The sequence below is a fragment of the Streptomyces sp. NPDC059850 genome (genome assembly GCF_042731515.1).
Classification (GTDB): Bacteria; Actinomycetota; Actinomycetes; order Streptomycetales; family Streptomycetaceae; genus Streptomyces.
Genome location: NZ_JBHWJI010000012.1, coordinates 50194 through 71166 on the forward strand (window position 1 = coordinate 50194; position 20973 = coordinate 71166).

The following is a 20973-nucleotide window of genomic DNA, read 5'->3' on the forward strand; positions in this document are numbered from 1 at the left end:
GCCGACCTCGATCGGCCACGACAGTCGTCACCGGGCCCACGGCCCGCCCCGCGGCGGCCAGCGCCGATCCTCGGGATGCGGCTGTTCACCCGCACCGCGCGGGGAGCGAAGCTCACCATCGACGGCCCTGGCCGCCCTCCGCGATCACTTTGGCTCCGGACGGTTCGGCCACTCCGGCGCCGGGGCCTGGACACCCGCCTGGGTGCGGTGACCGGGGTCGTACGCTCGAGCCCACGGAACCGCGGCCGCAGTTGGAGGAACGATGTCAGGCGCATGTTGCGCTCCCACGTCAGGGGGCGACCACGAGAACCCCGAGCCGCCCATCGCTCCGGGGCTCCGGGCCCCGGAGCGGGACCGGGCGCAAGCCCTGCGCGCCATGCTGCGCATCCCCGGAGGCACGTATCTGATGGGCGGCGAGGACGCCGACGCGTTTCCCGAGGACGGGGAGGGCCCGGTCCGGGAGGTGCGGCTGTCGCCGTTCCTCATCGACGCGACCACCGTCACCAACCGGCAGTTCGCGGCGTTCGTGCGCGGCAGCGGCTACCAGACCGACGCCGAGCGCCACGGCTGGTCCTTCGTGTTCTACGCGGCCGTCCACCCCGACGCCCGGCGCATGGTGCGCGACGCCACGGTGGCGCAGGCGCCCTGGTGGCTCGCGGTGGACGGGGCGTGCTGGCGGGCTCCCTACGGGCCGGGGTCGTCATGGACCGAGCTGGCGAACCACCCCGTGGTCCACGTCTCCTGGCGCGACGCGTCCGCGTACGCGGCCTGGGCGGGTAAGCGTCTGCCCACGGAGGCGGAGTGGGAGAGGGCGGCGCGTGGCGGGCTGGAGCGGTCCCGCTACCCCTGGGGGGACGAGCTGCTGCCCCGGGGACAGCATCGCTGCAACATCTGGCAGGGGAAGTTCCCGCAGGTCAACACGGGTGAGGACGGATATCTGGGGACCGCGCCGGTCAAGTCCTACCGGGCCAACAACTTCGGCCTGTACAACACCTCGGGCAACGTGTGGGAGTGGTGTTCCGACTGGTGGAGCACCACCTGGCACGCGGCCGACTGCCCGGAGACCCGCGAGGACCCGGCCGGGCCTCCCGCCGGGGAGGCGAAGGTGATCCGCGGCGGCTCCTATCTGTGCCACGCGTCGTACTGCAACCGCTACCGCGTCGCCGCCCGCACCTCCAACACACCCGACAGCAGCACCGGACACATGGGATTCCGCTGCGCCGCGGACCTGTCCGGAACCGGCTGACAAACACACGCTCCTCCGGCCCCCGGCAGGGGGGCACGGTGGTTGACACAGGCAACGGGAGCGGGTGAGACTGACGCGCATATTACTGGTAAGGCCAGTTAACCTGGGCGCCGTCCCGGAGTCTCCAGGGGCCTGCCGGCCGCGCAAAGGAGCGTTCTGGATGACCAACGCCTCTCCGCCCCCGCCGTCCGCGAGCGGGACCTTCCCAGGCAAGATCGGTACCACGTACGAGGAGTCGACTCCGTGGTGGCCCGAGCAACAAACGCCTCCCGAGGGCACGCCCAATGTTGTGGTCATCGTGCTCGACGACGTCGGCTTCTCCGACCTCGGCTGCTTCGGCTCGGACATCGACACCCCGGCCATGGACGCCCTCGCCACCGGCGGCTTGCGCTACGCGAACTTCCACACCACCACGCTGTGTTCGCCGACCCGTGCCTCCCTGCTGACCGGCCGGAACCACCACTCCGTCGGTATGCGGATGCTGTCCAACTTCGACACCGGCTTCCCCAGCGGGCGCGGACAGATCACCAAGGCCGCGGCGATACTGCCCGAGGTGCTGCGTGACAACGGCTTCAACACCATGGCCGTGGGCAAGTGGCATCTGGCGCCGATGGAGCAGACCACCGCGTCCGGGCCGTACACCCAGTGGCCGCTGTCCCGCGGGTTCGAGCGCTACTACGGATTCCTGGAAGCCGAGACGGACAGCTTCTATCCGGAGCTGTTCTACGACAACCACGCCGTGGACCCGCCGAAGACCCCGGAAGACGGCTATCACCTCAGTGAGGACATCGCCGACCGGGCGATCGAATTCGTGCGCGACCAGACGTCGGTCACTCCGGAGAAGCCTTTTTTCATGTACATGGCTTTCGGTGCGGCGCACGCCCCGCACCAGGCCCCCCAGGAATACCTGGAGAAGTACCGGGGTCGGTTCGACCACGGCTGGGACGCCGAGCGCGCCACCCGGCACGCCCGCCAGATCGAACGGGGCATCCTGCCGGAGGGCACCGAACTGGCGCCGCACAACCCCGGGGTCCTTCCCTGGGACGAGCTGCCGGACGACGAGAAGAAGCTGGCCGCACGCCTCCAGGAGGCCTACGCGGCCATGGTCGACCACACCGACCATCACATCGGCCGGTTCATGGAGTTCCTGGAGCAGATAGGGCGGATGGAGAACACCATCACCATCCTGCTCTCGGACAACGGGGCCAGCCAGGAAGGCGGGCAGCAGGGTTCGATCAACCCCACCGCCTATCAGAACGGTTTGCCCGAGGACTTCGAGGAGATGCTCGCGCGGATCGACGAGATCGGCACCACGCGCGCCCATGCCAACTACCCCTGGGGCTGGGCGCAGGCGGGCAACACGCCGTTCAAGCGCTACAAGCAGAACACCCACGAAGGCGGCGTCCGCTGCCCGCTCATCGTGCAGTGGCCCCGGGGGCTGCCGCGCACCGGCGAGGTCAGGCAGCAGTTCCACCATGTCAGCGACATCGCGCCGACCCTTTTCGAACTGCTCGGCCTGGAAGCTCCCGAGGTCTACAACGGCATCCCGCAAATGCCGATCCACGGTGTCAGCATGGGCTACACCTTCGACTCGCCGACCGCGCCCACGCGCAAGGAAGCCCAGCACTTCGAGATGTTCGGGCACCGCGCGATCTGGCACGACGGCTGGAAGGCCGTCGCCTACCACGAACGCGGATCCTCTTTCGACGCGGACCAGTGGGAGCTGTACCACCACGACACCGACTTCTCGGAATGCAAGGATCTGGCGCAGGCGCGGCCCGAACAACTACAGAAGATGATCTCCCGCTTCTGGGTGGAAGCAGGAAAATACGATGTGCTGCCGCTGGACGACCAAGGATTCGCTCCCCGGGCGAAGATTCCGCGTCCCGGCTCTCCGCGCAAGCGCACCACCTTCACCTACTACCCCGGCATGGCCCATCTGCCCGGTGCCGCGGTGCCACCGGTGATGAACCGCGCGCACCGCATCACCGCGTTCGTCGACCGGGCCACCGCGTCGGACGAGGGTGTCCTGGTGTCCCTGGGCAACATCAGCAGCGGATACGTCCTGTACGTCAAGGACAACCGGCTGGTCTACGAGTACAACTTCCTCGGCACCCGGTACACGGTGACCTCGGAGGAAGAACTCCCGACCGGCCCGGCGGAGCTGACCTTCGAATTCGTCAAGACCGGTGACATGCAGGGGGTCGGACACCTGTACGTGTCAGGAAGGCCGGTGGGTACCGCGGACATTCCGCGGGTCCTTCCGCACTTCTTCGGATGGCAGGGCCTCGACGTCGGCCGGGACACCCTGTCGCCCTCCTCGCCGAGCTATGACGGCGAATTCGCGTTCACCGGAAAGTTCGAGAAGGTCGTCTTCACGGTCGCGCCGGACGAAGAGAGCGAGGCACCCTTCGAGCGAATCGACTGATTCGCTCCCGCTCGCCTCCTCCCGTCCCACGCACCCAAAGGAGCAGAGATGACACTTCCGCCGCTTTCCCTCGACGCGGTCAGGCGGGCCGCGGAGAACGCCGGGCTCACGATGGACGACGACGAGCTTCGGATGATGCTCACCCTCGGACAGGGCGCGCTCCGGGCGTGCGAGAGGCTGGATGAGGTGAGTGGCCACCAACCGCCGGTCCGCTACTCCAGGGCGGGTTCGCAGCGGCCGGACGCGGAGGACAATCCGCTGAACGCGTGGGCGGTCCGCTGCGATGTGCGAGGAGCCGCCACCGGGCGGTTGGCGGGCCGGACCGTGGCGCTGAAGGACATGATCCCGGTGGCCGGCGTTCCGATGGGCGGTGGGTCCCAGCTGCTGCGGGGACACACACCCTCCTACGACGCGACCATCGTCACCCGGGTACTTGACGCCGGCGGCCGGATCACCGGGATCGGGACGACAGAAGACCTGTGCCTGTCGGGTGCGAGCGTCTCCTCCGTCGATGGGTTCGTCCGCAACCCATGGGATACCTCCCGATCCGCCGGAGGCTCCTCCAGCGGCGTCGCGGCACTGGTCGCCAGCGGTGCCTGTGACATCGCGATCGGCGCCGACCAGGGCGGTTCGATCCGGATCCCGGCGGCGCAGTGCGGAATCTACGGACTGAAGCCCACCTACGGTCTGGTGCCGTACACCGGCTGCTTGCCGATTGATCCCAGCGTCGACCACGTCGGGCCGATGGCGAGGACCGCCCGGGACCTCGCGGCGCTGCTCGAAGTGATCGCGGGTTTCGACGGCGGCCTCGACCCGCGCCAGCGGGCGCAGACCACCGTACCGGCATACGGCGAAATGCTGGGGGATTCGCTGCGGGGGCTGCGGGTGGGCGTGCTCGCGGAGGGATTCACCGCTGATGAGGCGCAGAGCGCCGTTGATGAGACCGTACGGGCGCGCGTGGCGCTGCTGGCCTCGCTCGGTGCCGAGATCGTCGACGTCTCGGCACCGCTGCACTCCTACGCGATGGACATCCACTCCTCGGTGCTGCTCCAGGGTGGGGCGCAGTTCATGCTGAAGGGCAACGGAATCGGGCTGCCCGGCAAGGGTTTCTACGACGCCGAGGTGGCGTTGGCGGCGGCCCGCGGCCGGGTGCTCCACTCCGATCTGCTGTTCGCCAGCGTCAAATACGCGGCGACCGTCGGCGGTTACCTGTGGGATGTCTACGGCGGCCACTACTACGCCAAGGCGCAGAACCTGGCGATACGCCTGCGCCAGCAGTACGACCAGTTGCTCGAGGACGTCGACGTCCTCGTCCTGCCCACCGTCCGCACCACAGCGCCGCCGCTGCCCGATGCCGACGCCTCGGCGGTCGAGCTGACCGAACTGGCCCTCGACCCCGGACTCATCGCGAACACGTGTGCGTTCAACCACACCGGGCACCCCGCGTTGAACGTCCCCGCCGGTCTGGTCGACGGTCTACCGGTCGGCATGATGCTCGTGGGCGGCCACGGTCATGACGGGGTGGTCATCGGCGCGGCGCACGCACTGGAGCTGGACCACGGTCTGCCGGACGTTCGGTCCGGGCGAGCGGAAGACGGCGCCGACGCCCCGCCCGCCCGAGCCTGACGCTGCGCATCCGTCGGCTTACCCACACGCCACCGCCGCCGGCATCGCTGTGATCGCGATGCCGGCGGCGGTGCGTTCGGTCAGTTGGGCGGTGTGTAGCGTCCGTCGATCGCCGTCCACCCTCCGTCCACGAAGAGCTGGCTCCCCGTGACGAAGGATGAAGCGTCCGACGCGAGGTAGACGACGGCGCCGGCCAGTTCGTCCGGCCGGGACCAGCGGCCCAGGGCGCTCTTGGTCGCGTATGCCTCCGACCATTCCGGTACGGCCCTGATCTGCGAGGTCAGTGGTGTGTCCACGATGCCCGGGGCGATGGTGTTCACCCGCACGCCCGACGGGCCCAGCTCGGCGGCCGCGGTCCGCAGCATCTGGACGAGCCCGGCCTTCGTGGCGGCGTACACTCCCTGCCCCGGCTCGACGGCCACCGCGCGGATCGAGCTGAAGCCGATGATGCTTCCGCCGCCACGTTCGGCCATGCCACGGCCGAACGCCCGCACCAGGTCGAAGGACGCGCGCAGATTCAGCGCCACGACCCGCTCGAACTCCTCCGAGGTGTAGTCGAGCAGGCTCTTGCGTACGTTCGTCGCGGCGGTGAAGACGAGCACGTCGACGGCCTCGAGCTCCTTGGCGGCACGTGCGACCGCCTCCCCGTCGAGCACATCGAGGGCGTACGCGACGAGGCCCGGCCCCATCGACGCCGTCTCCTCGGCCGCCGTCAGATCACGGTCGGCGCACACCACGGTGGCGCCGTGCGCGGCCAGCGCCAGGGCGCTCTCGCGGCCGATTCCGCTGCCCGCGCCCACCACGACGGCCTTGCGGCCGTCGAGCCTGAACAGGCGGGAGTACGCTTCCACCGCATCGCTGCGGTCCTTTGCTTGCATGGTCCTCACGGCTTCGTTGTCGTCGGGCGGATCACTGCCATACGGGTCACGGTCAGCTCTTCGATGGCGAACCTCGGGCCCTCCCTTCCGGCCCCGGAGTCCTTCACGCCGCCGTAGGGCATGACGTCGGAACGGAAGCCGGGAACCTCGTTGACGACCACTCCGCCCACCTCCAGGCGGTCGAGAGCGGTGAACGCCGTGTCCAGGGCGCTGGTGTAGACACTCGCGTGCAGTCCGTAGCGCGAGTCGTTGACGATGTCGAAGGCCGTATCCAGGTCGGGCACGGAGCGCACCGCGACCACGGGCCCGAACACCTCCTCGTCCCAGACGGCGACGGGGCGGTCCACGTCGAGCAGCACGGTGGGCTCGATCACCCCGTCGACGACCCGGCCTCCGGCCGCCAGGGACGCCCCCGCTTCCACCGCCTCCGCCAGCCACGCGCGCACCCGCTCGGTCGACCGCTTGTCGATGAGCGCCGAGACGCGGGTCAGCGGATCGCGGGGATCGCCCACGGCCACCTGGGGTACGCGCTCCGTGAGGCGGGCCACGAACTCCTCCCGTACGGAGTCCACCACGATGACCCGCTGCACGCTGATGCACGCCTGGCCCGACGCGTAGAAGCCGCCGCGCACGACCGCGTCGGCGGCGGCGTCGAGGTCGGCGTCGGCGGCCACCACCAGGGCGGCGTTGGAACCGAGTTCGAGCAGCACCTTGGTGGGTGCCGCGTCCCGGGCGATCTGGTGGCCCACGGCGGCGGAGCCGGTGAAGGACACCGCCCCGATCCGGCGGTCGGTGGTCAGCGTGACGCCCACCTCGGGGCCCCCGGTCACCAGCTGCACCGCGGCCTGCGGCGCGCCCTCGGCGCGCAGGGCCTCGCGGAGGAGGTGCACCAGCCACAGGGTGGCCAGCGGGGTCTGCGGGGCGGGCTTGGCGATGACCGGGCAGCCCGCGGCCAGCGAGGGTGCGATCTTGTGCGCGGCGAGCAGCAGCGGGTAGTTGAAGCCCGAGATGCCCACGACCACGCCGATGGGCTTACGGGTCCAGAAGCCGAGCAGCCCCTCACCCGACGGCAGCAGGTCCAGCGGCACCGTCTCCCCGTGCAGCCGGGCCACTTCCTCGGCCGCCGTCAGCAGGGTCAGCAGGGTGCGGTCCACCTCGACGCGGCAGTCGACCAGCGGCTTGCCGGTTTCCAGTACCAGCAGCCGCTCGAAGTCCGCGCGCCGGGAGGCGATCGCCTCATGGGTCGCGAGCAGCGCGGCCCTGCGGGTGTGCGAGGGGAGCCGCCCGACCTGCCCGCGGACCGCGAGGGCCGCGTCCACCGCGCGGCGGGCGAGGTCGGTGTCCCCGACGGGAGCCCGGGCGACGAGCGTCCCGTCGTAGGGAAAGCGGACGTCCTCGGTGGCGGGTGGATCCACCCATTCGCCACCGATGGGCAGCCCCGTCGGGAACTGGCCAAACTCCCTCCCCAGGGGGCTGTCGCCGTCGGCGGGTTCGACATGGGTGGTCACGGTTGGTACTCCCGGTTGAGGTCGGCCGCCGTCACTCCGGACAGTGCCTTGTCCAGGGTCGGAACGGCGGCGATGAGCCTGCGTGTGTAGGGGTGCTGCGGATCCTCGTACACCTGCTCCGTGGGCCCTGTCTCCACGATCTGCCCGGCGTGCATGACCGCGACCCGGTCGCACACGTGACGGACGACGGACAGGTCGTGGGACACGAAGACCAGCGTGAGGGACAGCTCGTCGACGAGGTCGGCGATGAGGTTGAGCACCTGGGCCCGTACGGACACGTCCAGGGCGCTCACTGGCTCGTCGGCCACGATGACCTTCGGACGGGGTGCGAGAGCGCGCGCGATCGAGATGCGCTGCCGCTGGCCGCCGGAGAACTGGTGCGGATACCGGTTCGCCGCGTCGGCCCGCAGGCCGACGGCCTCGAGCAGCTCGGCCACCCGCTCCTTGCGGTTCCCGAGCCCCTGGGCAACGAGCGGCTCGGCCACGATATCGCCGACGCGCATGCGCGGGTCCAGTGCGCTCATCGGGTCCTGGAAGACGAGTTGGAGCCGCTCGCGGACGAACTTCAGCCGGCTCTCCCGGAGCCCGGTGATGTCCCGGCCGTCGATGGCGACACTACCGCTGGTGGGATGGTCGAGCCCGGCCAGAATCCGCAGCAGGGTCGACTTGCCGCACCCCGACTCACCCACGATGCCGAACCGCTGCCCCTGCTGGATGTCGAAGCTGACGCCGCGCAGGGCGTGCACCGGCGGGTTGGGGCGGCGCAGCGAGATACGGGGGCGCCGGTAGTCGCGCGTGACGTCGCGGACACTGATGGCGGCAACGGGGTCAGCGGTCTTTGGCCCGGGGGCGAGGGGGGCGCTGGTCGGCTGCTCAGCCACGGCCGGCCTCCTGGTTCGTGGGTACGCCGGTGCCGGAGGCACCGCTCTCGGGTACCGGGTGGAAGCAGGCGTAGCCGGAGTCCGGCCCGACCGGAACCCACTCCGGCCTGGTGGCGCACTCCTCGGTCGCCTGGGGACACCTGTTTCTGAAGACGCAGCCGGCGGGGAACCGGCCCGCCGGCGGGACCGACCCGCCGATCGTGACCAGCCGGCCGCGGTCGTCGACCACGGTCAGGTCCGAGGCGCCGATCAACCCCTTGGTGTAGCGGTGCCGGGGGCGCGTGAACACCTCCCGGACCGGGCCGGACTCGACCACTCGCCCGCCGTACATGACCATGACCCGCTCGCAGGCGGTGGCCACCACGGCCAGGTCGTGGGTGATGAAGAGCATGGCCGACTCGCGCTCCTGGACACCCCGCACGATGAGGTCGAGCACCCGCGCCTGCACCGTGACGTCGAGCGCGGTGGTGGGCTCGTCGCAGACCAGGAGCGCGGGGTCGTTCGCGAGGGCGATGGCCAGCACCACCCGCTGCCGCTGGCCGCCGGAGAACTGGTGCGGGTAGGCCTGCGCGGCGTTCTCGGGGTCGGGGAGCCCTACCTGGGCGAGCAGTTCCACGGCGGCGGCGCGGGCGGACGCGCGGTCGGGCCGGGTCCGGTGGACCAGCAGCACCTCGGCGATCTGCCGCCCGACCTTCATCGTGGGGTTGAGGGCGGTCATGGGCTCCTGGAAGACCATGGCGATCTCCTTGCCCCGCACCCGGGACATCCGCGCCTCGTCGGCCCCCACCAGGTCGTGGCCGACTCCGGCGAGCCGCACCGACCCCGTGGTCCGCAGCCCCTCGGGGAGCAGGCCCATGACGCTCAGCGCGGTCAGCGACTTGCCCGAGCCGGATTCGCCGATCAGGCCGACCCGCTCGCCGGCCCGGATGGTGAAGTCGACGTCTTCGACGAGCTTTTGGCCGCCCACCGCGACGTTGAGGTTCCGCACGGTCAGCACATCGTCGCGGCCCTCGGTGGGGCCCGGTCCGGAGGCCGGTGCCGTGTCAGGTGCCGGGATCATCGGTGGTCCTCCAGCTTGGGGTCGAAACGGTCCCGCAGGCCGTCACCGAGCAGGTTGAATCCCAGCACCACCACCGCGATCGCGATGCCCGGAAACACGGCGAGCCGGGGGGCGACCGACAGCATCTCCTGGCTCTCCTGGAGCATCCGGCCCCAGGACGGTGTGGGGGGCGGGGTTCCGAAGCCCAGGAAGGACAGCGCGGCTTCGGCGAGTACGGCGATGGCGAAACCGACGGACGCCTGCACGATGACGAGACTGCTGACGTTGGGCAGGACGTGCCGCAGGCCGATCGAGAACGGCCCGCGGCCCGCCGCGCGCGCGGCGATGACGTATTCGGCCTTCATGACCTGCAACGTGCCGCCGCGGATCAACCGGGCGTAATGGGGTATGGACGCGATGCCGATGGCGACCATCGCGACCAGTGTGCTGGCGCCGTACACGGCGGCGAACATGATGGCCAACAGCAGCGCCGGGAAGGCGAGAAGCAGGTCGTTGCCGCGCATCAGCAGTTCACCGAGCCAGCCGGGTGCCATTCCGGCGACGATACCGAGCGGCACTCCGACCACGGCGGCGACGCCCACCGCCACGAAGCCGACGAACAGCGTGGTGCGCGAGCCCATCAGGATCTGGCTGAACACGTCGCGGCCGAACTTGTCCGTGCCGAACCAGTACTCCAGCGACGGCTTCTCCAGCCGCGCCGAGGTGTTCACCAGAGTCGGGTCGTGCGGGGTCCACACGAAGGACAGCAGCGCCAGGCCGAACACGACCATGACGATGAAACCGCCCACCAAGAGGCTGCCCGTCATCGGGCGGCGGCGTCGGCGGTCGTCGGCCGCCGCGGACGCGCCGACCGCTTCCGTGTCCAGAACAGTCATGACGCGCCTCCCCTGAGACGCGGGTCGATCAGCTGATAGACCATGTCCACCAAGAAGTTCACAAGCAGCACCGCCGTTGCAATGATCATGACCACGTCCTGTACCAGGATGAGGTCCCGGTTGGAGACGCTGTCCAGCAGCAGGCTCCCGAGCCCCGGGATGACGAAGACCCGTTCGATGACGACGGCGCCCACCAGCAGCGTGGCGAGCTGCAACGCCAGCACGGTCACCACGGGCACCGACGCGTTCCGCAGGCCGTGCCGTACCAGCGCCTGCGTCGGGCGGAGTCCCTTGGCGCGAGCAGTGCGCAGGTAGTCCTCCCGGAGGACATCGAGCACAGCGCTGCGGATATAGCGGGTGAGCACCGCCCCCTGCACCATTCCGAGGGAGAGCGCGGGCAGCACCAGTTGTTTGAGGAACAGGACCGGATCCTGCACCGGGGGTGTCCAGCCGTTCGCCGGAAGCCATCCGAGCCCCACCGCGAACACGCTGATCAGGAGGATGCCCGCGAGGAAGGCCGGGACGGCCACGCCGGCTTGGGACAGGGCCGAGAGAATGAGCCCGGAGGGCCTGCGGTGCCGGATGGCCATAAGGATGCCCATGGGGACTGCCAGGATGCAGGCGATCGCCATCCCGGTGCCGACGAGCCACAGGGTGACCTGGAGGCGGTCGGCGATCTGCGGGCCGATCTCCGTGTGGGAGATGTAGGAGGTGCCCGGGTCGAAGGTCACCAGCCCGTGGATCCAGCTGAAGTACTGGGCCACGAGCGGCCGGTCGAGCCCGAACTGCTCGCGAAGTTGCGCCACCGCCGTTTCCGAGGCGCTGGTGCCAAGGGCGACGCGGGCCGGATCCCCTGGCAGCACCGCCATGAACGCGAACACCAGCACGGAGCTCACGGCAAGGCTGACCAGGAGGACCGCGATCCGCTGGAATAGACGGACGATCATCGGTTGAGGCCGCCTTTCATGACCGGCCCAGGCCGGTGAGATCCATTGACTCGGAGACGTAGTTCACCGGCAGGCCGGTGATGTCCTTGTCCGCCACCGTCAGCATCGGCAGCAGGAACAGCCAGTCGGCCGCGGCGTCCTTGGACAGGAGCCGGGCAGCCGCCCGCATGTAGGTGATCTGGTCCTTCCTGGTGCCCTGGTCCGCCTTCTTCACCAACGCGCGGAACTCAGGGTCGTCGTAGCCGGTGTAGTAGCCCTTGCCGCCGAACACCGTCTGCATGTCTCGGGGCTCCATGTGGCCGATGATGGACATGTCGTAGTCGGCGTTCTTGAACACGGTGCTCAGCCAGGCGGCGGGGAACTCCAGTTGGTCGAGCTTGACCTTGAAACCGGCCTGTTCGAGCTGGCTCTTGACCACGGTGCCGCACGCGATGGCATAAGGCAGCGTCGGAATGCGCAGCCGCAGCGTATGGCCGGCTTGGCCGGACTCCTTGAGGAGCTTCTTGGCCTTGTCCCGGTCGTACGGATACTGGTTCGTGAGGTTCTGGTACCACGGGTCGGTCGGCGGGACCATGCTGCCGATGAGCTTGCCGCGGCCTGCCCAGCAGGTGTCCATCAGGGCTTTGTGGTCGATGGCGTGGCGGACTGCCTGACGGGCCTTCAGGTTTCGCATCGGGCCCGAGCGGTTGTTGAGGGAGAGGACCACCTCGGAGTTGGTCGAGCCCTCGATGACCTTGTACTTCGGATTGTTCTGGAACCGGTACAGAGTATCCGGGGACTGCATATCGCCCATCACGTTGATGGTGCCTGTGAGCAGCGCGTTGTTCATGGCCGTCGGATCCTTGAAGTACTTGAGGGTGACCGACTTGAAGTACGGTTCGCGCCCCCAGTAGCCATCACGGCGGGCCAGCGTGATCGAGTCGCCGCGGTTCCACTTCTTCACCTCGTACGGGCCGGTGCCCACGGGCTCAGTGGCCAGCTTGCTCACGCCGGTCCGGCTGAACATCGCGCCGACGCGGGTGGTCATCCGGTACAGCCAGTCGTTGCTCGGCCTTTTCAGGGTGACCTTCAGTTCGGTAGGCGACACCGCCCGCGCTGTGTCGACGACGTCCATCTGGGACTTCTGCACCACCGTCCAGTCGGATGTGACGCGTTCGATGGAGAACTTGGCGTCCTCGGCCGTGAACGGTCGCCCATTGCTGAACTTGGCGTTCTTCACCAGGTGGAACGTGTATGTCTTGCGGTCCTTGGACAGGCTCCATGAGGTGGCCAGCTGGGGCTGTATCTTCCCGGACTGGTCCAGCTTCACCAGGTTCTGGTAGACGTTGTAGAGCAGTGCCTGCGGAATAGCGTTACCCGCGGTTTTAGTGAAGTCGAAGTTGGCCGGCTCGGCGGTGAGGCCGATGTTCAGGGAGTTCTTCCCCACGCTGCCGGTCGCCGTGGACCCGGCCGAGCAGGAAGCCAGCAGCAGGCATGCGAGCGTGGCTGCGACCGCCCCGCGGTGCCGCGCCGGCCGCTTGAGATGTTTCATGCGTCCTACCCCTGGTTTTCTATCGCGTGCAGAACCGCTGATGCGACGTCCGCCGTGGTGGCGTTGCCGCCGAGGTCGGCCGTGTGGTGTCTGGTATCTCGCAAGGTGTCCGCCACCGCGTCGCGGACGCGGCGGGCCGCGCTGGTGTGTCCGAGGTCCTCGAGCAGCATCGCGCCGGAGAGCAGGCAGGCCACCGGATTCGCCACGCCCTTTCCGGCGATGTCCGGCGCCGAGCCGTGGACGGGCTCGTAGATCCCCGGCACCTCCGCACCGGGCAGGACGTTGGCGCTGGGCGCCATGCCCATGCCGCCGGCGAGCACCGCGGCGAGATCGGACAGGATGTCGCCGAACAGGTTGCTGGCGAGCAGCACATCGAGGGAGCGCGGAGCCTGGATCATATGGGCGGCCATCGCGTCGACCAGCATCGTTTCCAGCTGGACCTGTGGGTACTGCTCGCCGACCTCGCGCACCACCCGGTCCCACAGCGGATAGCCGTAACGCATCGCGTTGGACTTGGTCACCAGGCACAGCCGCCCCGACCGGCGGCCCGCCAGGGCGAAGGCCTGGTGCGCCGCGCGCTCGATGGCACGGCGGGAGTGCACGGCGACCTCGATGCCGAGATCGTGTCCGCTCCCGGAGTGCGCCACCCCGCCCGCGCCGACGTACTCGCCCTCGGTGTTCTCGCGCACGATCACCAGGTCCACGCCGTCGGTGTCGCGCACCTTGGTGGGAACGCCGGGGAAGGCGCGCACCGGGCGGAGGTTCACCGCGAGGTCGAGTTGCTGCCGCAGGCCGATGATCAGGCCCCAGACCAGCTCGTGCTCCGGCACGTCGGGACGTCCGACGGCTCCGAACAACACGGCGTCCGTCTGCTTGACGAGGTCGGCCGCATCGGGCGGCATCGCCGCGCCCTGCGTCAGGAACCGCTCGCCTCCCCAGTCGAATGAGGTCACGTCGAGCCGGTGGCCGTCGGCCTCCAGCGCGGCCCGGAGTGCGGGCACGGTCGCCGCGACGACCTCCGGGCCGATTCCGTCGCCCGGAATGACCGCAAGCCGTACGACCTTGGTGTCCCGCGTCATGGACGCCACCTTCCGTTATCACTGGCCTGACCAGTAAGCTCGCTTGCCAGGTACCGTGTCGACTGAAGTTGTTCCTGTCAAGGGTTCGAACGCCCCGGGATCGCCGGGGCACCGCCCAGCGGTAGCTGGGGGAGAAGGAGAGTGCGGGTGCTCACCGAACAGGCCCTGGCCGCCCTGCCGGCTCTGGAGATGGCCACCGGATTCGCCGACCGCACACTGTCGCCGGTCGAGGTCCACGACGCCGTCCAGTCAGTGATCGAGGCGCGGGAGGGTGTGCTCAACGCGTTCTGGGCGCGAGATCCGGACGAGTCCCGCAAGGCGGCCCAGGCCAGCGAGGCCCGATGGGCGGCGGGGGAGCCACTCGGGCCCATCGACGGCGTACCGGTGACCCTGAAGGAGAACGTGGCCCGCCGGGGCGTCCCCATGCCCTCGGGCAACGCGGGCACCGAGCCGGTCGTCCCCGACGCGGACGCGCCCATCACCGCGCGGGTCCTGGAATCCGGTGGGGTGATACTCGGGTCGACCGTGATGCCGGACTGGGGCATGCTCTCCTCGGGCGTCTCCAGCAGGCACGGCATTACGCGCAGCCCCTGGAACCCCGGCTGGACCACGGGCGGCTCCAGCTCCGGCGCCGGGGCCGCGGCCGCCGGGGGATACGGCCCGCTCCACGTCGGCACCGACATCGGGGGATCGATCCGGCTGCCGGGCACCTGGCTGGGCCTGGCCACGCTCAAGCCCAGCTACGGGAGGATCCCGCTGGACACCCCGTACCTGGGGCGCGCCGCCGGGCCCATGACCCGCACCGTGGCGGACGCGGCCCTGCTCATGAGTGTCCTGAGCCAGCCCGACCCCCGGGACTGGACGAGCCTGCCGCCGCAGGACATCGACTGGTCCGCGCTGGACGGCCAGGTGCGGGGACTGCGCGTGGGAGTGCACCTGAACGCGGGCTGCGGGGAGTCGTGCGACGCCGAGATCCTCGCCGCGGTGAACCGTGCCGCCGAGGTCTTCGAGGCGGCGGGAGCCATCGTGGAGCCCGTCGAGCCGTTCATGACCCAGGAGCTGCTGGACGACCTGGATCTGTTCCTGCGGGTGCGGTCCTGGAACGACTTCCGCGAGCTGGCGCCCGAGGCGCGGCTGCGCGTCCACCCCCACGTCATCCGGTGGTGCCAGGGCGGCGCGGACGTGCCGGGCGTCAGGGTTCTCCAGTGCTACCAGCAGATCATGAGCATCCAGGCCCGGACCGTGGCGTCGACGCTCCCCTATGACCTGGTGCTCTCACCGGTGGCGCCGGTCGCCGCGTTCTCCGCCGAGCAGCCGATGCCGTTCTCGGGGGACGCCAAGACCATGGCCCATATCGGCTATACCGCGCCGTACAACATGTCGGGCCAGCCCGCCGCGACCGTCAACTGCGGCTTTACTGCGGACCGTCGTCCCATCGGGGTGCAGATCGCGGGCCGCCGTTTCGACGATCTCGGCGTCCTGAGGGCGGCGGCATGGTACGAACGGAACCGGCCTGCCGAGGCGGTCCCGGCCTGGCCGGACCACGCCCACGGCGCGCCCATGGGGGAGAAGAAGACGACATCGACTACGCCCGAAGGGGAGAAGCCTTGAGCGACGGGGCACAGTTCCGGCAGGTCGCGCCGGTACGGCTCTACCAGCGCATCGTCGAACAGATCGAGCAGGCGATAGCGCGAGGTGACCTGAAGCCGGGGCAACGGCTGCCCAGCGAGCGGGAGTTGGTGACACAGTTCGGGGCGAGCCGGCCCACCGTGCGGGAGGCCTTGCGCGTGCTGGAGAGCAACGGCCTCGTCCGCTCGCGCCCGGGGGACCCGAACGGCCCGGAGATCCTGCCGTTCTCGTCGGCCCGCCTGACCAAGGAGATGGCCCGGCTCGTCCAGTTCGACAATGTGTCGATCGCCGAGCTGATCTCGTTCCGCATGATCCTCGACGGGTCGGCGAGCCTGCTGGCGGCCCGGCTGCGGTCCGATGAGGAACTGTCCGTCATGGAGCGGACGCTCGCCGTGATGTCGGACGCGATCGAGACCGGGTACGAGGAGTTCAGCAAGGCGGACGTCGCGTTCCACGAGGCGGTGGCGGTGGCCAGCCGCAACTCCCTCATCGAGGTCTGCAACCAGGTGGTCCGGGGCGCGGTCCTCTCGCTGATCTCGGACAAGGTCGCCCACGCGCACAACAGCACGGCGCTGATGCGGGAGTCGCTCCGCCACCACGAGGAGGTGCTGGAGGCGATCCGGGCCGGGGACGGCCCGGCGGCGGCGAGCATCTCGCGGCGCAAGCTCTACGAGTACTACGCGGGCTACGTCCCCGAGGACGAGCGGGAGCCGCTGCTGGCGCTCATGGACGATGACGAAGAGGCCTGACCGAAGCCCCTTTTCCGCGCACTGAACGCCCGTGTCCTGACCACCTCAGGGCACGGGCGTTCCGCGCTGCCAGGAGTCGATGACGATCAGCGTCTTCGTCTGCAGCACACCAACGCCCTTACGGCGCAGCCGATTGACCACCTTCTGGAGGTCGTCGACGCTGTCGACATGCAGCCGGACGAGTGCGTCCACATCGCCGGTGAGCGTCAGCACCTCGTCGACCTCCGGCAGCGTCGACGCGAACTCCACGATGTCGTGGATATCGGTGTCGCCCGTGAAACGCAGCTCGGTGACCGCCTCAAGGCCCTGGCCGAGCTTGGCCTGATCCGTCGTGATCGTGTAGCCGGTGATGACCCCCGACTCCTCCAGGCGTGCGATGCGCCGACGGACCGGTGCGGGGGAGAGCTGCACCAGACGCGCGATGTCACGAACGGTGCGCCGCCCGTCGGCTCGCAGCAACTCCAGGATCTGCAGATCGACCGAGTCGAGGTGTACGGGTGCCGACATGCCGCAAGTGTAAGCAGGGCTTCCTGTAATGCTCACTCGCGACGCGATGGACTTCCCGAGAAGAGCGTACTGCGCACCGCTGCGCACACGTGTGTTGTGCACGGATCGGGCCCCTGAAAACGTGTCCGCATGTCAGCCGCGACACAGTCAGCGACACGCGCTGCCCCCTCAGAAGCCCTGAAGCCCCGCACACGCCCTCGTGGTGCCGTACTGCGGATCGATGTCGTCGCCACGCCCCTGGCGGTCGCCCGGGTCTCCTTGATCTTGGCGCATCGCCAGTTCGACGTGCTCACCATGGACGTCGCCGAGCCCATCGACGGGCTGCGGCGCATCACCATCGAGGTGGACACGACGGACGAGATCAGGGTGCGGCAGCTCGTCAAGTTCCTGAACCGGTCACTCGAAGTCGTCAAGGTCGTCTGGAGGAACGGATGAACACACACTCCGGTGCGTCATCCGCCGCGGCCTCCGCCGATGACGTCCTGCGGCTGGTCGATCCGGCCGGGACGCTGGACGAACAGGCGGCCGCGGACATGCTCGAGGTGACCGGCGACCTGGTCCGTGGGCTGTACCGCGACATGGTGCTCGGGCGCCGCCTCGACCAGGAGGCGTACTCCCTGCAACGCCAGGGTGAGCTGGGACTCTGGCTGATGTCCCTCGGGCAGGAAGCGGCACAGGCCGGATCGATCCGCGCCCTCCGGGCGGATGACCGGGTCTTCCCGTCCTACCGCGAACACGTGGCGGCCCTGTGCCGTGGCATCTCGCCGACGGAACTGCTGTCTCAGTGGCGTGGCACGAGCCACGGCTCATGGGACCCCGAGCGGTACCACTTCCACATCTACAGCCTGGTGCTGGCCACGCAGACACTGCACGCCGTCGGCTATGCGATGGGCGTCCGGTACGACGCCGCCGACAGCGTGGTGTTCACCTACCTCGGTGACGGCGCCTCCAGCCAGGGGGACGCCAGCGAGGCGCTCAACTGGGCGGCGGTGACATCGGCGCCCGTCGTGTTCTTCTGCCAGAACAACGGATGGGCGATCTCGACACCCGCGAGCAAGCAGTACGCGAGCCCGCTGAGGGAGCGTGCGAAGGGATTCGGACTCGACGCGGTGTCCGTGGACGGCAATGACGTACTGGCCGTCCACGCCGCCACACGGCGCATGGTCGAGCGGGTCCGGGCCGGTGGCGCACCGGGGTTCATCGAGGCGCACACCTACCGCATGTCCGGACACAGCACATCGGACGACCCCAAGCGCTACCGCGACGAGGCCGAGGCGGCCCGGTGGCAGGCCCACGACCCCGTGGAGCGCGTGCGCCTGCTGCTCACGGCGCGCGGCTGGGCCGACGAAGAATACTTCGCCACGCTCGCCTCCGACGCCGAGGAGCTGGCCACGCGGACGCGCCGGGAGTGCCGTGCCCTTCCGGAGCCGTCGCTGAGCGACACCTTCCGCGCCACCTTCTGCGAGGAGCCCGAGTCCCTGCGGCGCGAACGCGATGCCTTCGAGACGTATCAGGAGTCCTTTCTGTGACCACCACCACCGCGGCCGCCCCGGCCGGGAAAGACACCCACGACGAGGCCGCCACGACCACGACCGCGCTCACGCTCGGGCGCTCGCTGAACGAGGGCCTGCGGCAGGCGATGCGCGACGACGAGCGGGTGATTCTGCTCGGCGAGGACATCGCCTCCCTGGGCGGGGTGTTCCGGGTGACCGATGGCCTGGCCGCCGAGTTCGGCGACCGCGTCGTGGACACCCCGCTGGCCGAATCGGGGATCGTCGGGACGGCCATCGGCCTGGCCCTGCGCGGGTACCGACCGGTCTGCGAGATCCAGTTCGACGGTTTCGTCTACCCCGCCTTCGACCAGATCGTCAGCCAGCTGGCGAAGATGCGGGCGCGCTCCCGCGGGCTGCTGCGGCTCCCCGTCACCATCCGGATCCCGGTCGGGGGCGGGATCGGCGCGGTCGAGCACCACAGCGAGTCGAACGAGGCGTACTTCTGCCACACGGCCGGACTGCGCGTCGTGGCGTGCGGCCACCCCCAGGACGCGTACGACCTGCTCCGCGCCGCGATCGCGTGCGACGACCCCGTCATCTTCTACGAGCCCAAGCGCCGTTACTGGGACCGGGCCGAGGTCGGCCTCGGCCGCCCCGTGGACGGCGACACGCTGGGGCGCGCCCGGGTGCTGCGCGAGGGCTCCGACGCCACCGTGGTCGCGTACGGGCCCATGGTCGCGGTGGCGCTCAACGCGGCCGAGGTCGCCGCCTCCGAAGGCCGTTCGCTGGAAGTCCTCGACCTCCGCTCGCTGTCTCCGCTCGATACCGGCGCACTGTGCCGCTCGGCGTCGAAGACGGGACGCGTCGTGGTCGTCCACGAGGCGCCCGTCAACGTCGGCCTGGGCGCCGAAGTCGCCGCGACGGTCATGCAGCACTGCTTCTACGACCTCGAGGCCCCCGTGGAACGGGTCGGTGGCTACAACGTCCCCTATCCGCCGGCGCGGGCGGAGGGCGACTACCTGCCGGATCTCGACCGCGTCCTCGACGCCGTCGACCGGGTGTGTGCCGGGTGAACCGTTCGGCACACCTGTTCTGGAGGACACGATGCTCGTGACCAGGCATTTCCCGCTCCCCGATGTCGGCGAGGGGCTCACCGAGGCCGAGATTCTCGAATGGCGGGTGGGCCCCGGCGACCGGGTCGGCGTGAACGACGTCATCGCCGAGATCGAAACGGCGAAGGCGGTGGTGGAGCTGCCCAGCCCGTATGCCGGGACCGTCACCGAGATCCTCTGCGCCGCGGGAGAGGCAGTGGCCGTCGGTACGCCGGTCATCTCGTTCGAGGTCGAGGACGACAGCGCCCCGCAGGCGGGGCCCGAACGCGACGCCACAGACCTCGTGGATCCTCCCGCCCAGGACGGCACCCCGAGCGAGCAGCGGTCCGCCCCCGCCCGCGAGCCCGTCCTGGTCGGCTATGGTCCGGCGCACGCGCGGACGGCGCGGCGCCCGCGAAAGCGGAAGCCCGAGCCACCGGCCGTCACACCGTCCGACCGCAAGGCCCTCGCCGCCCCGCCGGTGCGCAAGCTCGCCCGCGACCTCGGAGTCGACCTGAGCCTGGTGCCCGCCACGGGCCCCACGGGACGCATCACCCGCGAAGACGTGCACCGCCTCGCCGAGCGGCGGGCCACCACGCCGAACGCCCCCGGCCCCGCCGGTGACAAAGTGGTGCGCACCCCGATTCGCGGAGTGCGCAAGCACACCGCGCAGGCCATGGTCGAGAGCGCCTTCACCGCCCCGCACGTCACGGAGTGGGTCACCGTCGACGTGACGCGGTCCCTCGAACTGCTGGAGAGGGCGCGCACCGACAAGGCGTTCGGGGATGTGCGCCTGACACCACTGTGCCTGGTCATCAAGGCAGTGCTGACCGCCATCGCACGGCATCCCGGTATCAACGCGAAGTGGGACGCCGCGGCCGGTGAGATCGTCCAGTACTCCGACGTCAATCTCGGCATCGCCGCGGCGACACCGAGAGGGCTCATCGTCCCCAACATCGCCGCGGCCCAGCGGCTCTCCCTGCGGGAGATCGCCCTGGCGCTCACCGACCTCGTCGAGCAGGCCCGTGCGGGCAAGACGCCACCCGAGCGGATGAGGAACGGGACCTTCACGATCACCAACATCGGTGTGTTCGGCATCGACGGCGGGACGCCGATCCTCAACCCCGGCGAAGCGGCGATCCTCTGCTTCGGCCAGGTGCGGCGAATGCCGTGGGAACACGAGGGACGGATACGGCTGCGCGACATCACGACCCTCACCATGTCGTTCGACCACCGTCTCGTCGACGGCGAGCTGGGTTCGCTCGTCCTGCGCGACATCGCCCGGTTCCTCGAACGGCCGGACCTGATAGTTCTCCACCGCTGACCTTGCCCGGGCGGCACCCTCCCGTTCACCGGGACCGCGGACCGGCAGTTTTCCGTTAGCCCGCTGTTAGCCGCTTCGGTGAGAGTTCATCATCGCCAGGAGGCGGGACGGAGATTGAGGG

General features: G+C 69.7%; 18 protein-coding genes. 9 read left to right on the plus strand and 9 right to left on the minus strand.

Features of this window, described 5'->3' with window-relative positions:
• The first annotated feature begins 262 nt into the window (after positions 1–262).
• The 3 genes from ACFV9T_RS12370 to ACFV9T_RS12380 all read left to right on the plus strand — a co-directional run bounded on the left by ACFV9T_RS12370 (position 263) and on the right by ACFV9T_RS12380 (position 5300).
• Positions 263–1246 carry a formylglycine-generating enzyme family protein gene (locus ACFV9T_RS12370; RefSeq protein WP_385439084.1) on the plus strand — a complete coding sequence of 328 codons (984 nt, stop codon included), beginning with the start codon at positions 263–265 and terminating at the stop codon, positions 1244–1246.
• A gap of 160 nt (positions 1247–1406) precedes the next feature.
• Entirely contained in the window at positions 1407–3674 is a 2268-nt protein-coding gene (locus ACFV9T_RS12375) for an arylsulfatase (RefSeq protein ID WP_385439086.1), read from the plus strand.
• A gap of 48 nt (positions 3675–3722) precedes the next feature.
• Entirely contained in the window at positions 3723–5300 is a 1578-nt protein-coding gene (locus ACFV9T_RS12380) for an amidase (protein WP_385439089.1), read from the plus strand.
• 80 nt (positions 5301–5380) lie between these two features.
• Here ACFV9T_RS12380 and ACFV9T_RS12385 read toward each other — a convergent pair whose 3' ends face one another.
• From ACFV9T_RS12385 to ACFV9T_RS12420, 8 genes are read right to left on the minus strand one after another with little or no spacing between them, the layout of a single operon-like run.
• A complete protein-coding gene (locus tag ACFV9T_RS12385) occupies positions 5381–6178 on the minus strand; it encodes an SDR family NAD(P)-dependent oxidoreductase (protein ID WP_385439092.1) in 798 nt (265 codons plus the stop codon).
• Positions 6179–6183: 5 nt separating this feature from the next.
• Entirely contained in the window at positions 6184–7686 is a 1503-nt protein-coding gene (locus ACFV9T_RS12390) for an aldehyde dehydrogenase family protein (RefSeq protein WP_385439096.1), read from the minus strand.
• Positions 7683–8567, minus strand: coding sequence for an ATP-binding cassette domain-containing protein (locus ACFV9T_RS12395; protein ID WP_385439099.1), 885 nt, complete (start codon positions 8565–8567; stop codon positions 7683–7685). The genes ACFV9T_RS12390 and ACFV9T_RS12395 overlap by 4 nt, the downstream gene beginning before the upstream one ends.
• Positions 8560–9627, minus strand: coding sequence for an ABC transporter ATP-binding protein (locus tag ACFV9T_RS12400; protein WP_385439102.1), 1068 nt, complete (start codon positions 9625–9627; stop codon positions 8560–8562). Before ACFV9T_RS12400 ends, ACFV9T_RS12395 begins: the two co-directional genes overlap by 8 nt.
• A complete protein-coding gene (locus tag ACFV9T_RS12405) occupies positions 9624–10502 on the minus strand; it encodes an ABC transporter permease (RefSeq protein WP_385439104.1) in 879 nt (292 codons plus the stop codon). The genes ACFV9T_RS12400 and ACFV9T_RS12405 overlap by 4 nt, the downstream gene beginning before the upstream one ends.
• A complete protein-coding gene (locus ACFV9T_RS12410; protein ID WP_385439106.1) occupies positions 10499–11449 on the minus strand; it encodes an ABC transporter permease in 951 nt (316 codons plus the stop codon). Before ACFV9T_RS12410 ends, ACFV9T_RS12405 begins: the two co-directional genes overlap by 4 nt.
• Before the next feature lie 16 nt (positions 11450–11465).
• Entirely contained in the window at positions 11466–12980 is a 1515-nt protein-coding gene (locus ACFV9T_RS12415; RefSeq protein ID WP_385439109.1) for an ABC transporter substrate-binding protein, read from the minus strand.
• A 5-nt stretch (positions 12981–12985) separates the two neighbouring features.
• Complete coding sequence (locus ACFV9T_RS12420; protein ID WP_385439112.1) at positions 12986–14059, minus strand: isocitrate/isopropylmalate dehydrogenase family protein; 1074 nt, start codon at positions 14057–14059, stop codon at positions 12986–12988.
• A 147-nt stretch (positions 14060–14206) separates the two neighbouring features.
• On the opposite strand from ACFV9T_RS12420, the gene ACFV9T_RS12425 reads away from it, so the two are divergent.
• Positions 14207–15670, plus strand: coding sequence for an amidase (locus ACFV9T_RS12425; RefSeq protein WP_385439115.1), 1464 nt, complete (start codon positions 14207–14209; stop codon positions 15668–15670).
• Complete coding sequence (locus tag ACFV9T_RS12430) at positions 15667–16437, plus strand: FadR/GntR family transcriptional regulator (RefSeq protein WP_385439118.1); 771 nt, start codon at positions 15667–15669, stop codon at positions 16435–16437. The genes ACFV9T_RS12425 and ACFV9T_RS12430 overlap by 4 nt, the downstream gene beginning before the upstream one ends.
• 45 nt (positions 16438–16482) lie before the next feature.
• On the opposite strand, the gene ACFV9T_RS12435 is transcribed toward ACFV9T_RS12430, so the two are convergent.
• Positions 16483–16944 (minus strand): Lrp/AsnC family transcriptional regulator, encoded by a 462-nt coding sequence (locus ACFV9T_RS12435; protein ID WP_385439120.1) that lies wholly within the window; start codon positions 16942–16944, stop codon positions 16483–16485.
• Positions 16945–17208: 264 nt separating this feature from the next.
• Between ACFV9T_RS12435 and ACFV9T_RS12440 the strand changes: the two genes are divergently transcribed.
• Genes ACFV9T_RS12440 through ACFV9T_RS12455 form a run of 4 tightly spaced genes read left to right on the plus strand, consistent with a single transcriptional unit; the run spans position 17209 to position 20852 of the window.
• Complete coding sequence (locus ACFV9T_RS12440; protein WP_385439123.1) at positions 17209–17379, plus strand: hypothetical protein; 171 nt, start codon at positions 17209–17211, stop codon at positions 17377–17379.
• Positions 17376–18473 carry a thiamine pyrophosphate-dependent enzyme gene (locus ACFV9T_RS12445; RefSeq protein WP_385439125.1) on the plus strand — a complete coding sequence of 366 codons (1098 nt, stop codon included), beginning with the start codon at positions 17376–17378 and terminating at the stop codon, positions 18471–18473. Before ACFV9T_RS12440 ends, ACFV9T_RS12445 begins: the two co-directional genes overlap by 4 nt.
• Positions 18470–19510: an alpha-ketoacid dehydrogenase subunit beta gene (locus ACFV9T_RS12450; RefSeq protein ID WP_385439127.1), complete on the plus strand. Its 1041-nt coding sequence runs from the start codon at positions 18470–18472 to the stop codon at positions 19508–19510. The genes ACFV9T_RS12445 and ACFV9T_RS12450 overlap by 4 nt, the downstream gene beginning before the upstream one ends.
• 31 nt (positions 19511–19541) lie before the next feature.
• Entirely contained in the window at positions 19542–20852 is a 1311-nt protein-coding gene (locus ACFV9T_RS12455) for a dihydrolipoamide acetyltransferase family protein (RefSeq protein ID WP_385439129.1), read from the plus strand.
• Positions 20853–20973: the final 121 nt, after the last annotated feature.

Coding starts and splice junctions, on each gene's coding strand:
- ACFV9T_RS12400 (WP_385439102.1), bottom strand. CDS start 9,627: ATGATCCCGGCACCTGACACGGCACCGGCCTCCGGACCGGGCCCCACC.
- ACFV9T_RS12445 (WP_385439125.1), top strand. CDS start 17,376: ATGAACACACACTCCGGTGCGTCATCCGCCGCGGCCTCCGCCGATGAC.
- ACFV9T_RS12410 (WP_385439106.1), bottom strand. CDS start 11,449: ATGATCGTCCGTCTATTCCAGCGGATCGCGGTCCTCCTGGTCAGCCTT.
- ACFV9T_RS12420 (WP_385439112.1), bottom strand. CDS start 14,059: ATGACGCGGGACACCAAGGTCGTACGGCTTGCGGTCATTCCGGGCGAC.
- ACFV9T_RS12375 (WP_385439086.1), top strand. CDS start 1,407: ATGACCAACGCCTCTCCGCCCCCGCCGTCCGCGAGCGGGACCTTCCCA.
- ACFV9T_RS12380 (WP_385439089.1), top strand. CDS start 3,723: ATGACACTTCCGCCGCTTTCCCTCGACGCGGTCAGGCGGGCCGCGGAG.
- ACFV9T_RS12370 (WP_385439084.1), top strand. CDS start 263: ATGTCAGGCGCATGTTGCGCTCCCACGTCAGGGGGCGACCACGAGAAC.
- ACFV9T_RS12415 (WP_385439109.1), bottom strand. CDS start 12,980: ATGAAACATCTCAAGCGGCCGGCGCGGCACCGCGGGGCGGTCGCAGCC.
- ACFV9T_RS12385 (WP_385439092.1), bottom strand. CDS start 6,178: ATGCAAGCAAAGGACCGCAGCGATGCGGTGGAAGCGTACTCCCGCCTG.
- ACFV9T_RS12455 (WP_385439129.1), top strand. CDS start 19,542: ATGCTCGTGACCAGGCATTTCCCGCTCCCCGATGTCGGCGAGGGGCTC.
- ACFV9T_RS12405 (WP_385439104.1), bottom strand. CDS start 10,502: ATGACTGTTCTGGACACGGAAGCGGTCGGCGCGTCCGCGGCGGCCGAC.
- ACFV9T_RS12435 (WP_385439120.1), bottom strand. CDS start 16,944: ATGTCGGCACCCGTACACCTCGACTCGGTCGATCTGCAGATCCTGGAG.